11 protein-coding genes and 1 tRNA gene are annotated in these 15,060 nt (G+C 72.8%); 9 read left to right on the top strand and 3 right to left on the bottom strand.

The genetic code is table 11. The features are described from left to right. Nucleotides 1-13 precede the first annotated feature (13 nt). From AC3YO9_RS08135 to AC3YO9_RS08120, 4 genes are read left to right on the top strand one after another with little or no spacing between them, the layout of a single operon-like run. Complete coding sequence (locus AC3YO9_RS08135) at nucleotides 14-2,032, top strand: SDR family oxidoreductase (RefSeq protein ID WP_489982823.1); 2,019 nt, start codon at nucleotides 14-16, stop codon at nucleotides 2,030-2,032. 37 nt (nucleotides 2,033-2,069) lie between these two features. Next, nucleotides 2,070-3,185, top strand: a complete 1,116-nt coding sequence (locus tag AC3YO9_RS08130; protein WP_489982822.1) for a LolA family protein — start codon at nucleotides 2,070-2,072, stop codon at nucleotides 3,183-3,185. Beyond that, nucleotides 3,182-4,150, top strand: coding sequence for an ABC transporter ATP-binding protein (locus AC3YO9_RS08125; protein WP_489982821.1), 969 nt, complete (start codon nucleotides 3,182-3,184; stop codon nucleotides 4,148-4,150). The genes AC3YO9_RS08130 and AC3YO9_RS08125 overlap by 4 nt, the downstream gene beginning before the upstream one ends. Beyond that, the gene (locus AC3YO9_RS08120) at nucleotides 4,147-4,953 is read left to right on the top strand and encodes an ABC transporter permease (protein WP_127783519.1); all 807 of its coding nucleotides are present in this window, start codon (nucleotides 4,147-4,149) and stop codon (nucleotides 4,951-4,953) included. The genes AC3YO9_RS08125 and AC3YO9_RS08120 overlap by 4 nt, the downstream gene beginning before the upstream one ends. Nucleotides 4,954-5,030: 77 nt before the next feature. On the opposite strand, the gene AC3YO9_RS08115 is transcribed toward AC3YO9_RS08120, so the two are convergent. Beyond that, nucleotides 5,031-5,813 (bottom strand): lipase family alpha/beta hydrolase, encoded by a 783-nt coding sequence (locus AC3YO9_RS08115; RefSeq protein ID WP_164860642.1) that lies wholly within the window; start codon nucleotides 5,811-5,813, stop codon nucleotides 5,031-5,033. A 109-nt stretch (nucleotides 5,814-5,922) separates the two neighbouring features. Here AC3YO9_RS08115 and orn point away from each other — a divergent pair, with 109 nt between their 5' ends. Beyond that, nucleotides 5,923-6,561: an oligoribonuclease gene (gene orn / locus AC3YO9_RS08110; protein ID WP_489982820.1), complete on the top strand. Its 639-nt coding sequence runs from the start codon at nucleotides 5,923-5,925 to the stop codon at nucleotides 6,559-6,561. 49 nt (nucleotides 6,562-6,610) lie between these two features. Further along, a tRNA-His gene (locus AC3YO9_RS08105) sits at nucleotides 6,611-6,686 on the top strand. 50 nt (nucleotides 6,687-6,736) lie between these two features. Here AC3YO9_RS08105 and AC3YO9_RS08100 read toward each other — a convergent pair. Then, nucleotides 6,737-7,321 (bottom strand): TetR family transcriptional regulator, encoded by a 585-nt coding sequence (locus AC3YO9_RS08100; RefSeq protein ID WP_489982819.1) that lies wholly within the window; start codon nucleotides 7,319-7,321, stop codon nucleotides 6,737-6,739. Nucleotides 7,322-7,471: 150 nt separating this feature from the next. On the opposite strand from AC3YO9_RS08100, the gene AC3YO9_RS08095 reads away from it, so the two are divergent. Further along, complete coding sequence (locus tag AC3YO9_RS08095) at nucleotides 7,472-9,025, top strand: MFS transporter (protein WP_489982818.1); 1,554 nt, start codon at nucleotides 7,472-7,474, stop codon at nucleotides 9,023-9,025. A 39-nt stretch (nucleotides 9,026-9,064) separates the two neighbouring features. On the opposite strand, the gene AC3YO9_RS08090 is transcribed toward AC3YO9_RS08095, so the two are convergent. Beyond that, nucleotides 9,065-12,943, bottom strand: coding sequence for an nSTAND1 domain-containing NTPase (locus AC3YO9_RS08090; RefSeq protein ID WP_489982817.1), 3,879 nt, complete (start codon nucleotides 12,941-12,943; stop codon nucleotides 9,065-9,067). Between the two features lie 161 nt (nucleotides 12,944-13,104). Between AC3YO9_RS08090 and AC3YO9_RS08085 the strand changes: the two genes are divergently transcribed. Together AC3YO9_RS08085 and AC3YO9_RS08080 are read left to right on the top strand one after the other, a co-directional pair. After that, nucleotides 13,105-13,410: a helix-turn-helix domain-containing protein gene (locus AC3YO9_RS08085; RefSeq protein ID WP_241248916.1), complete on the top strand. Its 306-nt coding sequence runs from the start codon at nucleotides 13,105-13,107 to the stop codon at nucleotides 13,408-13,410. A 601-nt stretch (nucleotides 13,411-14,011) separates the two neighbouring features. After that, a complete protein-coding gene (locus AC3YO9_RS08080) occupies nucleotides 14,012-15,052 on the top strand; it encodes an Atu2307/SP_0267 family LLM class monooxygenase (protein ID WP_489982816.1) in 1,041 nt (346 codons plus the stop codon). Nucleotides 15,053-15,060 lie beyond the last annotated feature (8 nt).

Genomic DNA, 15,060 nt, shown 5'->3' with positions numbered 1-15,060 from the left:
GAGGGGGTCTGACATGACCACGTACGTGGTGACGGGCGGTACCGGGTTTCTCGGCAGGTACGCCATTCCGCTGCTGCTGACGCGGCCGGAGTGCGACGCGGTGCACGTCCTGGTGCGGGAGTCCTCAGTGGGCCGGCTGGAGAACCTCGCTGCGGGCTGGGCGGGCGGGCAGAAGGTCCATCCGGTGATCGGGGACCTCACCCAGCCCGGGCTGGGCCTCGCGGAGAACACGGTGCCCGCCCGTGCCGACCACCTGCTGCACCTCGGTGCGGTCTACGACATGACCGCCCCCGCGGAGGCGAGCCACGCCGCCAACGTCATCGGCACCACCGGGGTGATCGAGCTGGCCGGCCGCCTCGGCGCGCGGCTGCACCACGTGTCCTCGGTGGCAGTGGCCGGCGACCACCCGGGCACCTACACGGAGGACGACTTCGACCTCGGCCAGGACCTGCCCTCGCCCTACCACGCCACCAAGTTCGAGGCCGAGAAGCTGGTGCGCCAGACCGCCACCACGCCGTGGCGGATCTACCGTCCCGCCATCGTGGTGGGCAACTCCGTCACCGGGCAGATGGACAAGATCGACGGGCCGTACTACTTCTTCGGTGCGCTGGCCAAGTGGGCGTCGGTGCCCTCGCTGCTGCCGATCGCACTGCCTGACCTGGGGTCGACAAACCTGGTGCCGGTGGACTACGTGGTGGCGGCGCTGGACCACCTGATGCACCGCGAGGAGGGCGACGGCCAGGCGTTCCACCTGGTCAACCGCCGTCCACAGCCGCTGCGCGAGGTCTACGGTGCCCTCGCCTCGGCGGCGGGCGCACCCATGGCGGTGGCCACCCTGCCGCGCGAGGTGCTGGCGCCGCTGTCCCTGCTGGGCCGGCTGCCCGGCGCCACCGTCGCCCGCGACCTGGTGCTCAACCAGCTGGAGATCCCGCCGGAGGTGATCGACCACACCACCTTCAGCGCCGACTTCGCCAGCCACAAGACCCGCAAGGCGCTGCGCGGCACCGGGATCGCCGCACCCGACCTGACCACCTACGCGGCGGCGCTGTGGAGCTACTGGGCCGACAACCTCGACCCGCAGCGCGCCCGCCGCGACGACCCGGCCGGCAAGCTGGTGGACCGCGTCGTGCTCGTCACCGGCGCCTCCTCAGGCATCGGCAAGGCGCTGGCCGTGGCCCTGGCCCGGGAGAACGCCATCAGCCTGCTGCTGGCCCGCCGAGCCGAGGAGCTGGACGAGGTGGTGGAGGAGGTCCGAGCCATCGGCGGCCGGGCACACGCCTACCCCTGCGACATCACCGACCCGGAGTCGGTGAGCCAGGTGGTCAAGCACATCATCGACGAGCACGACCACGTGGACGTGCTGGTGAACAACGCCGGCCGCTCCATCCGCCGGTCGGCCTCGGCGTCGGTGGAGCGGATGCACGACTACGAGCGGACCATGGCGGTGAACTACTTCGGCGCCGTCCGCCTGGTGCTGGCCGTGCTGCCGCACATGGAGCGACGCCGGCACGGCCACGTGGTCAACGTCAGCTCCATCGGCGTGCAGGCGCTGCCGCCCCGGTTCAGCGCCTACGTGGCCAGCAAGGCCGCCCTGGACGCGTTCAGCGACGTGGTCGCCAGCGAGACCTGGCACGACGGCATCACCTTCACCTCGGTGCGGATGCCCCTGGTGCGCACCCCGATGATCGCGCCGACCTCGCTGTACGACGCCTTCCCCGCGGCCACCCCGGACGACGCGGCCCAGCTGCTGCTGCGGGCCATCAAGGACCGGCCCAAGCGGATCAACACCCCGCTGGGCACCCTGGGCGAGGTGGCCGGCACGCTGGCACCCAAGCTCAAGGACGCGATCCTGCACCAGGCGTACCAGGTGTTCCCCGACTCCGCGGCGGCCCGCGGCGACAAGCCCACGCCCGATCCCGCTGCCACCCCGGCCCAGCAGCAGGCCGCGGCGTCCGGCAACGCGATGGGCACCAAGCAGCTGTCCCGGGCGGCGATGGCCTTCGCGCGGCTCATGCCGGGCGTGCACTGGTAGCGCGCGGGCGGGCGGGTTTCTCCGTACCGTCGTGACGGTGTCCACCCCCGCCGTGCTGAACCGCGGTGCGCGCTGGGCGGTGCTCGCCGTCGTGGTGGGCGTGCTGGTGGCCACGCCGTCGCTGGTGGCGCGGCTGCCTGCCCGCGACTCCCCCGCCACCGCCCCCGAGCTGCTGAGCGCGGTGCGTGCCTCGGCTGAGCTGCCCTACTCGGGCTACGCGGAGTCGGTGGGCGGGGTGTCGCTGCCCCAGGCCACCCAGCTCAGCTCGCTGACCGACCTCTTCGGCGACACCACCCGCACCCGCAGCTGGTACCGCGGGCCGCAGCAGTGGCGGGTGGACACCCTCAGCGCCACCGGGGAGACCGACTTGTACCGCGACACCGGGGGCACCTGGAGCTGGGACTTCGAGAGCGACACCGCGGTGCGCTCGGTGGACCTGGCGGTGCGCCTGCCGCGGGCGGCCGACCTGGTGCCGCCCGCGCTGGGCCGGCGCCTGCTCAGCGAGGCCACCGACGCCGAGGTGACCCGCTTGCCCGCCGCGCGGGTGGCCGGGCGGGACACCCCGGGGCTGCAGCTGCACCCGGCCGACCCGCGCAGCACCATCGCGGCGGTGGACGTGTGGGTGGACCCGGGCACCGGCATTCCGCTGCGCGTGGTGGTGCACGCCGTGGGTGCGCAGCGGGCGTCACTGAGCAGCTCGTTCCTGGAGTTCACCCCCGCCGAGCCCGCCGCCGGTGTCACCACCTTCACCCCGCCACCGGGAGCCACCGTGCGCACCGAGCAGCCCGACGACCTGGTGGCCGCCGCCCAGCAGGCCGGAGTGCGCACCCCCGACCGCCTGGCTGGGCTGCCGCGCCGCACCGGCCTGTCCGGGGTGGGCGCCGACGGCGGGCTCGGCGTCTACGGCCGCGGCGTCACCACCGTCATCGCGGTGGCCGTACCTGGGCGGACCGCGCGGCAGCTGCGGGCGGAGCTGACCACGGCGCCGGGCGCGCTCACCGACTCCACCGGCACCACCCTGGCCGTGGACCCGCTCACCGTGCGCCTGACCGCCCCCGGGCCACGCGGGCTGGCCTGGCTGCTCGTCGGCACGGTGACCGCGGACACTCTGGCTGCCGCCGCCGCCGAGCTCGCCGCGGTGCGGCTGCGATGACGACCGAGGTGCTCGAGCGGCCGATGATCCAGACCCACGCGCTGACCAAGCGCTACGGGGCGGTGCACGCGGTGCAGGGGGTGGACCTGCAGGTGAACAGCGGCGACATCTACGGCTTCCTCGGCGCCAACGGCTCCGGCAAGACCACCACGGTGCGGATGCTGCTGGGCCTGGTGCTGGCCACCTCCGGGCAGATCGAGCTGCTGGGCGAGCCGATGCCGCGGCGGCGCCGGCACGTGCTGCCCCGGGTGGGCACGCTGGTGGAGGGTCCGGCCGCCTACGGCCACCTCTCCGGGCGGGCCAACCTCACCATGCTGGACGCCGCCGGACCGGGCGGCTCGCGGCGCACCCGCCGCCGCCGGGTGGAGGAGGTGCTGGAGGAGGTGGGCCTGGCCACCGTGGGCCGGCGGCCGGTCAAGCACTACTCCCTGGGCATGCGCCAGCGACTGGGCCTGGCCAACGCCCTGCTGCGCGCGCCGGAGCTGCTGGTGCTGGACGAGCCCACCAACGGCCTCGACCCGCAGGGCATCCGGGAGATCCGCGAGCTGCTGCTCAAGCTGCACGCCGGCGGCACCACGGTGTTCCTCTCCAGCCACCTGCTGGCCGAGGTGGAGCAGCTGTGCACCCGGGTGGGCGTGCTGGACCGCGGCCGCCTGGTGGTGCAGGACTCGATGGCGGCGATGACGTCGTTCACCGGCCGGGTGCTGGTGCACACCCCCGACGCTGCGTGGGCGGTGACGGTGCTGCAGGCCGAGCCCGGCGTGGTGGTGCACGAGCGGGTGGCCGACGAGCACGACGAGTGCCTGCTGGTGGCGCACCCCAGCGCCGAGGAGCTCAACGCGACGCTGGTGCGGGCGGGGGTGCGGGTGCGGGAGCTGCGGCCGGAGCGGCGCAGCCTGGAGCAGACGGTGCTGGCCGCCACCGAGGCTCACGGGGCCCGCGAGCAGCAAGGCGGCGTGCGGTGATCCTGGTGGAGCTCAAGGCGCTGCTGCGGCGCCCGCGGACGTGGGTGATCATCGCGCTGCTGGACGCGCTGCCCACCCTGGTGGCGGTGCTGCTGGCCTACACCGGCATCGGGCCGCGCCCCGGGCAGGGGCCGGCGTTCCTGTCGGCGGTGCTCACCAACGGTCAGCTGTTCCCGCTGGCGGCGCTGGCCATCGTGCTGCCGCTGTTCCTGCCGGTGGCGGTGGCGGTGGTGGCCGGCGACGCCATCGCCGGGGAGGCCCAGGCCGGCACGCTGCGCTACCTGCTGACCCGGCCGGTGGGGCGCACCAAGCTGCTGGTGGCCAAGCTGGTCTCGGTGGTGGTGTTCGTGGTGCTGGCCGTGCTGGTGGTGGCCGGCACCGCGTACGTGGTGGGGGTGAACCTGCTGGGCAGCACCTCCCTGGCCACCGGGCTCTCCGGCACCTCGCTGACCCAGGAGGACATCACCCTGCGCACCGCGCTGGCCATCGGCTACGTGGCCATCTCCATGCTCGGCGTGGCGGCCACGGCGCTGTTCTTCTCCACCGTCACCGACTCCCCGCTGGCGGCCACGCTGGGCGCGCTGGCGCTGCTCATCGCCTCGTCGCTGCTGCTCACCCTGGAGGCCGCCGGCGCGCTGCAGCCGTACCTGCCCACGCGGTACTGGCTCGCCTTCGTCGACCTCTTCCGGGACCCCATCCCGTGGCGCGACCTGGTGCGTGGCATCGGCCTGCAGGCGGTGTACGTCGCCGTCTTCCTGGGCGCGGGCTGGGCCAACTTCTCCACCAAGGACGTCACCAGCTAGGTCCCGCTGGGGGCGTTCAGGTCCCGCTGGGGGCGTTCAGGTCGCGCAACGCGCCCACAGGTCGGACGGGGGCGGGCTCAGCCGCGCAGCGCCGCGCAGTCGGTGGCGCCGAGCGTGCGCGGCGGTCCGGGGTCGAGCTGGAGCAGCACGATGCCGCTGCTGACCGGGTCGGTGGGCAGCGCGTCGTGCGCCACGGCAGAGTCGCTGCAGACGCTCTGCACGGTGAGGTTGAGCGCGCCGTCCAGCTCCGCCGAGCTCGGCGGCGTCACCACGCGGTCAGCCGTGGTCCACACCGACACCACGCTCGGGCCGGCCGGTGCGCTCGCGTTGAGGCGGCGCAGCAGGTCACTGTCGGGGTCGAGCTGCTGGCAGGCGGTGGGGCACAGCGACGGCAGCAGCCCGCCGGCCAGCGCGGCGAGGTTGGTGCCGTGGTGGGGCGAGCCCAGGGTGACCAGCCGGCGGGTGACGTCGGCACCGCCGAGGTCCGACAGCCACACCCGCGCCACCACTCCCCCGGCCGAGTACCCGACCACGTCCACCGACTCCGCCCCGGTGCGCTGCAGGGCCGCGCGGGCGGCGGCGTCGAGCACCCGGGCCTGCTCGGTGAGGTCACCGGTGCCCTCGCCGGGCAGCGCGACGACCTCCGCCTCCCGCCCGCTCGCCCGCAGCTTGACGGCCAGGTTCTGCAGGCTCTCGGTGGACCCGCCGTAGCCGGGCACCAGCAGCACCGGTCCCGGCCGGTCCTCCGCCACGGGGGCGCTGTCGTCGGAGCGGGTGAGGACGAGGACGGTCACCACCACGGCGACGGCCACCACCAGCGCGACGAGCAGCAGCAGGAGTCGACGTCGGGCCGGAGCCATCGCGGAGAACACCACCTCAGCGTGGCACGGCCGCCCACGCGCGGCCGTGGCAGGACTGGCCGCACAGCCGTGCGCCGATGTTGTCGGACCTACTGGATAGGGTGGGTGCGTGCAAGACAAACTGGTATGGATCGACTGCGAGATGACCGGCCTCGACATCAAGACCGACAAGCTGATCGAGATCGCGGTCCTGGTCACCGACAGCGAGCTCAACATCCTCGACGAGGGGCTGGACATCGTCATCCACGCGGATGACGACGCGCTGGCCGGCATGCCTGAGGTGGTGCAGAAGATGCACGCCGCCTCCGGGCTCACCGAGGAGGTGCGCGCCTCCACCGTCACGCTGGAGGAGGCCGAGCAGCGGACGCTGGACTACATCAAGCAGTTCGTGCCCGACCCGCGGACCGCCCCGCTGTGCGGCAACTCCATCGGCACCGACCGTGGCTTCATCAGCCGGGACATGGCCACGCTGGACGAGCACCTGCACTACCGGATGATCGACGTCAGCTCGATCAAGGAGCTGTGCCGGCGCTGGTACCCGCGCATCTACTTCGGCCAGCCGGAGAAGGGCCTGGCCCACCGCGCCCTGGCTGACATCACCGAGAGCATCCGCGAGCTCGCCTACTACCGGCGCACCGCGTTCGTGGCGCAGCCCGGGCCCACCTCGGAGGAGGTCGCGGCGGTCACCAAGGAGCTGATGGGTGCTTCTGGGGGAGCCGATTCGGAGTCCGCGGAGGGCACCCGCTAGGATCTTCCACGGCTCACGACGCGGTCCTCGGACAGCGTCAGCGGCCATGGTGGGTGTAGCTCAGTTGGTAGAGCACCGGGTTGTGATCCCGGTTGTCGCGGGTTCGATCCCCGTCACTCACCCCAACCAGACGAGCCCCTGACCAGCAGCGACGCTGGCCAGGGGCTCTTCTCGTTCACCGGGCCGTGCTGGTGCCCCCGTACACCCCACGGGACAGGGTGGTCATGATCGCCTCCACGATCTGGTGCCGCGTCATCTCGCCGGCCTTGGCGGTCTCCCACCCGGCGTAGAGCAAGCCCCAGAAGGCGCGACGCACCCACGCCCGCGACAGGTCCGGGTTCAAGTTCGCCTCCGGGCGGGCCAGCACCTCGTCGATGGCCTCCTCCATCGCGGCCAGCTCCGCGGCGAGGTCGGGGTCGGAGTGGATCAGCGGCTCGGCGTAGAGGTACATCAGGATCGAGCCGAGCTCGAAGTGCTCGTCCACGATCCGGCGCAGCACCGCCTCGACGGGGCCGGTGTGCGGGTCGGCCCGCTCGATCGCCTGCCTGCTCTGGTGGACGACGTGGCGGGCCAGGGCGTGGACCAGGTCCGCCCGTTCCGGGAAGTACCGGTGCAGCGTGGTGCGTCCCACTCCCGCAGCGGCGGCCACGTCGGCCAGGGACGCCTGGGCGTCCTGCGCCAGCACCACCACGGCGGCCTCCAGGATGGCCGCGCGCGTGCGCGCCCGGGTACCCGTCTCGGTCTGCTGCCCCGTGCTCATGCCGACAGGGTACTGAGCAGTCCCTTCATGGAGCACTGGTGGACAGAAATGGAACATATATGTTCCAATTGAGGCGTAGGCCGACCTCCGCTGGCCTGCCGCTGCCGGTCAGCGGCAGGCGGCTGCTCCTCACCATTCGTGAAGGCGTTCATGACTCACCTGACTTCGGCTCCCCGAGCAACCGCCCGCAGCTGGGTTGCGCTGGCCGTGCTGGCCCTGCCGGTGCTGCTGCTGGCCATCGACGCCACCGTGCTGATGTTCGCGCTGCCCGGCATCGCCGCCGACCTGTCACCCTCGGCCACCGAGCAGCTGTGGATCCTGGACATCTACTCGTTCATGCTCGCCGGGCTGCTGGTCACCATGGGGGCCCTCGGCGACCGGATCGGCCGCAAGAAGCTGCTGCTGATCGGGGCTGTGCTGTTCACCGTCGCCTCGGTGGCCGGCGCCTTCGCCACCAGCCCGCTGCACCTGATCCTCGCCCGAGCCGCGCTCGGCCTCGCCGGGGCGACCATCATGCCGTCCACCCTGTCCCTGATCCGGGCCATCTTCCTGGACCGGGCGCAGCGCCGGCTGGCGATCGCCGTGTGGGCGACCATGGGCAGCCTCGGCGCGGCGGCCGGCCCCGTCGTGGGCGGCTGGCTGCTCGAGCACTTCTGGTGGGGCTCAGCCTTTCTGCTCAACATCCCGGTGATGGTCGTGCTGGTCATCCTCGGACCGATCCTGCTCACCGAGAGCCGGGACCCGAACCCTGGGCGACTGGACCTGCTCAGCGTCGTGCTGTCGCTGGTGGCCATGCTCAGCACCGTCTACGGGCTCAAGACGCTGGCCGCCGGGCACAGCACGAGCACCTCCCTCGCGGCGGTGGCCCTGGGACTGGTGGCCGGAGCGGTGTTCGTGCGTCGACAGCTGCACCTGCCGTCCCCGCTGCTGGACGTGCACCTGTTCCGGGTCCGGGCCTTCCGCGGGGCGGTGGTGGGTGACCTGCTCTCCATCTTCGCCCTGGTCGGGTCGATGTTCGCGCTCACGCAGTACCTGCAGCTGGTCGCCGGGATCGGCCCGATGCAGGCCGGGGTGTGGCTGCTGCCCGCCATGGCGATGGCCGCCGCCGCGGGCTTCCTCGCTGCCACCCTGGTCAAGCGGATCAGCGCCGCGGTGCTGGTCACCCTCGGCCTGGTCGTAGCCGCCGGCGGGTTCGCGGTCCTGTTCACCCTGACGCCCGGCTCCGGGGCGGTACCCGTGGCTGTCGCGATGTGCCTGATCTGTCTGGGCACCGGGGTGGGCATGACCTTGACCAACGACATCATCATGAGCTCGGTGCCGCCCGAGCACGCCGGTGGAGCCGCCGCCATCTCCGAGACCGCCTACGAGCTGGGCACCGCCCTGGGCACTGCGGTGCTGGGCTCCATCCTGGCCGCCGTCTACCGCACCCACCTGGTCGCCGAGCCCGCGGCCAGCGCCCAGGTCTCCCCGGGTGCGCTGGAGCAGGCCGGCTCCACGATCGCCGAGGCGTTCTCCGTCGCCGCTGAGCTCCCCGCCGCGGCCGGGCAGGCTCTGGTCACGGCGGCCCAGACGGCCTTCACCGACGCGCTGGTGGTCACCTGCGTTCTCGGCGCCGTCATCATGCTGGTCGCGGCCGCCTGGGCCGCGACCACGCTGCGCGGCGTCTCGGCCACCGCCGACCTCACCGAGCGCGCCGACCACTGAGCTTCGGGGCCCTGAGCATCAGGGCCCTGGGGCCTCGGGTCAGCTGCACAGCCGCTCGTAGGGCACCCCGGGCAGGTAGCGCTGCCACTCCTGCTCGGTGATGGCCGCTCCCCCGCTGCGACAGACCTGCTCGGCCGCGCTTGCCGGCTCGGTGTGCCACAGGCGCACCACCTTGTCCGGTCCGCTGCCGGCGACCGTGGCGTCGTCGCGGCCGAACTGCGCGTCGTTGACCCGGCCGGGGTACGCGGTCAGGACGGCGTGCTGGGTGGGCTGAGCAGGCTGCGTGGTGTCCCACACCCACAGCGCCCCGCCCCCGAGCCCGGCGGCCAGCCGGTGCCCGGTGGAGCTGAAGGTCAGCGAGTACACCGCCCCGGTCAGCTCGCTGATCCGGGCGAGCTCGCGCGGTCGCTCCGGCTCGGCCACGTTCCACAGCCGGATCGTGCGGTCGGCGCTTCCCGCGGCCAGGGTCGTCCCGTCGGCGCTGAACGCCACCGCCTGCGCGGTGCCGCTGAACCCGGAGACGGTGGAGACCTCCCGGGGCGACGCCGGGTTGCTGACGTCCCACAGCGTCACCGCGTTGTCCGCGGTCGCCGCGGCCACCAGCCGCCCGGACGGGCTGAACGCGAGTGCCTGTGGGTAGTTGGTGGTGCTCAGCGCGCTGGCCAGACGGATGTTGCCGCGGTCGGTGAGGTCGTAGACGTTCACCACCCGCCCGTCCTGGGCGGCGACCGCGGCGAGCCGGCCGTCGGGGCTCAGGGTCACCACCCCCACCAGGCCCTCCACCGCCTGCACCGGCGAACCCACCGGCTGCGGTCGCTCCCGGTCCGTGAGGTCCCAGAACCAGACGCCACCGCTGCTGGTGCCGCCGGCGGCCAGGGTCCCGTCCCGCGACAGCGCGGCCGCGCCAGACAACCGGTTGCCGGCGGCGGGGGTCAGGTCGGGCAGCCGCCGCGCGTGCTCGGGGTCGCGCAGGTCCCACAGGTGCAGCGAGGGGTCGCTGCCGCCGGTGCCCACCAGCACGGTGGCGCCGTCGGCGCTCACCGGGTTGACGAACACCGTGTCCCGCGCCCCGGGGAGCACCGGCCCCGGGATGGGCCAGACCCGGGTGGTCCCGTCGACGTCGGAGGTGACCAGCGAGACGTCACCCTGGCCCGGCTGACCGGGGCTGAACTGCACCGAGGTGATCACCGCCGGACCCGGCAGGGTCTCCAGGAGCTGGTCGGTGCCGGTCTGCCAGATCCGGGTGGTGTCGTCCGAGCTGCCGGCGGCCAGCATGGTTCCGTCGCTGCTGTAGGCGACGTCGTTGACGTAGTTGGTGAACCCGGTCAGCGGCGCCTGCGCCTGGGGCGCCGACGGGTCGGTGACCAGCCACCGCTCCACGGTGCGTCCGGTGGTGGCGGCGGCGAGCGTGCGGCTGTCCGGGCTGAACGCCAGGCCCAGGAAGTGCTTGGCCGAGCCGTTGGGGGCGACCTCGTGCCGGGGCCGCGCCAGGGCCGCGACGTCGGTGGCGTCCCAGATCCGCAGTGACGACTCCCGGCCCCCGGTGGCCAGCAGCCGACCGTCGGGGCTGAAGGCGACCACCGTGCGTCCGCCTCCCGGCTGCGGCAGCGGCGCGAGCGCCACCGGGTTCGCGGAGTCGCGCAGGTCCCAGCGCAGCAGCACGGCGGTGGCGGCCCCCCCGACCAGGTGCTGCCCGTCCGGGCTGAACTGCAGGCTCTCCAGCACCTGCTCCTCCCCCGTCAGGGTGGCGACCCTCCGCGGGGAGGCGGGGGTGGAGACGTCCCACAGGGAGGTGCCGCCGCCACCGCCCACGCTCAGCAGCCGGCGGTCGGGGCTGAGCGCTAGCGCGAACAGCGGGGTGGCCACCTCCACCGCCCGCAGCTCACCCAGCGGGGTGGGCGCCGCCGGGGACGCCGCCAGGGCGAAGAGCCGGACGACGCCGTCGGCGCTCGCGCTGGCCAGCAGCGAGCCGTCGGCGCTCACCGCGGACACCGTCCCACCGCCAGGCCCCAGCACCCGCGACGGCGTGTGCGACGCGGTGGAGTCCAGCAGCGCCGAGCGCGCCTCCAGGGTGGGGCTGACCCGGAACGCCGCCAGCGCGAGCTGCGCCGACAGCGCCGGGTCCTTGTCCCGCATGCCCACCGACGCGGTGGCGACCTGACGGGACGTTGCCTCGTCCCTGGCGTGCTCGGCCGCCGTCCGTTGCTGGTTGGCACTGGTGCGCGCCACCATCGCGGTGGTCGCCGCCACCATGGCGACGACGAAGAGCACGGCCAGGCCGCTGACCAGCCACCGCAGCACGGTGACCCGTCGGCGGTCGCGCTGCTCCTGCTCCGCGGCGTGCGCGGTGCTCGCGGCGAGGAAGGCTCGCTCCAGCTCGGTGAGGTCCGCGTGGTGGTCGCCCGTCTCCACCCACTCCCCCAGCACCGTCAGCCGACTGCCGCTGAGCAGCGCACCCGTCTCCCGGCCACTGTCCTGCCACAGCTGCGCGGCCTGCACCAGCTGGCGCTGCAGGATCAGGCCGGCGCGGTCGGCATCCACCCACTCGCGCAGCCGGCCCCAGGCCCGCAGCAGGGCCTCGTGGGACACCTCCACGAACTCCGCATCGACGGTGAGCAACCGCCGCCGCGCGAACTGGTTCACCACCGTCCGCACGTTCTCGTCGTCGCCCACCGAGAGCTCGGTGCGCCGCGCACGTCGCTTGGCCTCGCTGTCCTCGGCGACGCTGATCAACCGGAGGAAGATGCGCCTGGCCGCGACCTGCTGGCGCGGGGTGAGCTCGCCGAAGGCCACCTCGGCGCTCTGCTGGACGGCTCCGCCGATGCCGCCGGTTGCTCCGTAGTCGGCTGCCGTCAGGGACCGCTGCAGCTCCGCCGCACCCCGGGGCGATCGCCCCTGCGGCCATCGCGCCTGGGCCCGCGTCCAGGTGCTGAGCAGCGCGTGCGACAGCAGGGGCAGCGATCCGGCAGACATGGCGGGCCGCGGGTCGATGTCGTGCATCAGCAGCTCCACCAGCGCGTCCTCCACCACGGTTCCGGCCTTGGTGGCGGGGGCAGTGATGATGCTGCGCAGCTCGTCCTTGGCCATGGGTCCGACCACGAGCGGTCCGGCCGCCAGGACCGGAACCAGGGTGGGCTCGGACGCGGCCGAGGCGTAGAAGTCGGCGCGCAGCCCCAGGACCACCACCAGGTGCTCGGGGAGGTCGACAATGGCGTGCAGGAACTGCGCGCGCAGATCCGCATCAGCGCACAGGGTCCACAGCTCCTCACATTGGTCCACGACCAGGACTCGGCGCTCCGTGCCGGCGTGGTCAAGAATGGCGTCGAGTGCCGCCACCGGCTGTGCGCCCGGGGTGATCACAATGGCGGAGGACAGCTGTGGGGAGAGCTCTCCGGAATTGACCTTGGCGACGAGTCCCGCCCGCAGCAGCGACGACTTTCCCGATCCCGACGGGCCGATCACCGTGACGACGCGGGGCGTGCCCTGCTCGGCGGCGTGGCGCACCCGATCGACGAGCTGCTCGGTCAGGGTCTCGCGCCCGAAGAACCAGGCCGCGTCAGCCTCCTGGAACGCCTCGAGCCCCCGGTAGGGCGAGGCCGTGCTGCTCGACCGTGGACCGTGGTCCTGCCGGGCTCGGGCGATGGCCTCGTGCCAGGCCTGGTGCGCCGACTCCGCCACCACTCCGCAGGCGACGAGCACTGCGGTGAACATCCCGAGACTGGCCTTGGTCGGGACGTGCTGTCCGGAGCTCCATCCGGCGATCGTCCCCTGCGGAACGCCGGAGATTCCGGCCACCGCGCGCACGCTGAGTCCGGTTTGCTCACGCAACGCAGTTAATGCTGCGGCCAGCTCGTCCTTGGTGCGTATTGCTGCCGGATCGGGGCCCTGCGTCAGCGCGTCATCCACCCGTGTCGTCACGAGGCGGCACTCTATCGCCGCAGGTCAGGGGATTTCGGTGTATTGACTATGTATCGCCTTGGTCTCGTCCGTGCCCGTGCGGTACGCGGTCGGTCACGATGAGTTCGCTGCCATCGCAGCACGGGTCGGGGCCCGTTCCTCCACCGGAAGGCTCGCCACCAATGATGCTCACGTCCGCACCTCCGCCTGCCCCCGCCGTCGACCGAGGCCCGGCCGGCCCCTGCCGAGAGTCGCTGCTGACCCGCCCCGCACTGAGCAAGCGGGAGATCGAGGTCGTCCTGGCCTGGCTGCGCTCAGACTCCAAGATCACCGCGTGCCGCCGGCTCTACATCTCCGTGGGCACCATGAACACCCACCTGTCCCGCGTCCGCGCCAAGTACGCCGACGTCGGTCGCCCCGCACCCACCAAGGCCGCGCTGCTCGCCCGGGCGCTGCAGGACAACCTCACCACGCTCGAGGAGTGGTGACCCACTGCCTCGTCGCAGCATCATCGTCGGCGCCGCTGCAGCAGGGACTGGTCTCGCACGAGGGGGCGACGCCATTCCCGGGGCTGCAGAAAAGGCGCTGCGCGAGGGGTTTGGGTGTCGTTGCTGTCGATCGAACAGCAGATGGCGCAGGAGAGCCGGAAAGGGCACCGTTCTTCCTGTCGTTCACCGGAGCATCCACCGCTGAGGAAGAGGAATGCATCGCCATGGCACCAGCCCAGGAAAGGCTGATCGCCAACGAGATCACCGCGGACTCTCGCGGTGGGTGGGAATGCTGATGTTCGTCAGTGGCCGCATGCTGGACGAGCAGCGCCGCCCATGACTTGTCCGGCGGATGGCTGAGCGCTCCGCTGGATGATGAAGCCGGGGCCGGAGGGGAGCCGGCCCGGGTGGTGTGCCGATGGGGGCATCGGCACAGCATCCTGACGGCACCTCCATCCCGCACGCCGGGACGGAGGTGCCGTTCGGTGTTCCCTCTGCCGTTCGGTGTTCTCTGCCGTTCCGTGTTCACCGTGTCCGGGCGCCCACACGGTGCGTCCGTAGACTCCGCGCGTAGCCGGTGAATCCCTGGGAGGCCTGCCCCGTGCGTCTTGGCATCGACAGCTTCGTCTCCGCGGTCACCGACCCGGAGACCGACCAGGTGATCAGCCCCGTCGACCGGGTGGCGCACCTGCTGGAGGAGGTCACCCGCGCCGACGAGGTGGGCCTGGACCACTTCGGCATCGGCGAGCACCACCGCAGGGAGTACTACGACTCCGCCCCGGCCGTGCTGCTGGCCGCCGCCGCAGCGCGCACCTCGCGCATCCGGCTGAACAGCGCCGTAGCCGTGCTCAGCGCCGCCGACCCGGTGCGCGTGTTCCAGGAGTTCGCCACCCTGGACCTGGTCTCCCGCGGCCGCACCGACCTCGTCGTCGGGCGCGGCTCCTTCACCGAGGCGTTCCCGCTGTTCGGGCTGAGCCTGCGCGACTACGACACCCTGTTCAGCGAGAAGCTCGACCTGCTGCTGAAGATCCGGGACTCGGTCACCGTCACCTGGTCGGGCGAGCACCGCCCCGCGCTCACCGGCCAGGCCGTGTACCCGCGCCCCGTGCAGGACCCGCTGCCCATCTGGCTGGGCGTCGGCGGCACCCCGGAGTCGTTCGCCCGCGCGGGGCTGCTCGGTCTGCCCCTGATGGTGGCCATCATCGGCGGGCAGCCACGGCAGTTCGCTCCGCTGGTGGACCTCTACCGGCGCGCAGGCGCGCAGGCCGGGCACCCACCGGAGCAGCTGAAGGTCGGCGTGCACGTCTTCGGCTACGTCGCCGACACCGACCAGCGGGCCGCTGACGAGTTTTTCCCGGGCTGGCTGGAGATCTTCACCCGCATCGCCCAGGAGCGCGGCGGGGCCCGGCCGAGCCGGGCCGGCTACGACGCCACCTGTGGACCCAGCGGCGCCTACTTCATCGGCGCCCCGGACACGGTGGCGGCCAAGCTGCTGCGGCTGTCGGCGGGCCTCGGCGGGGTCGACCGCGTGTCCCTGCAGATGACCAACGTCCGGCTGGCCCACCACGCCCTGCTGCACGGCATCGAGCTGCTGGGCACCGCGGTGGCCCCCATCGTCCGCGAGGCGCTCGGCAGCGAGTAGACCGTTCG

The organism is Rhodococcus sp. Z6_132, assembly GCF_058133635.1.
The sequence above is the reverse complement of the archived record's forward strand: the minus strand, read 5'-3'. Positions and strand labels throughout refer to the sequence as shown.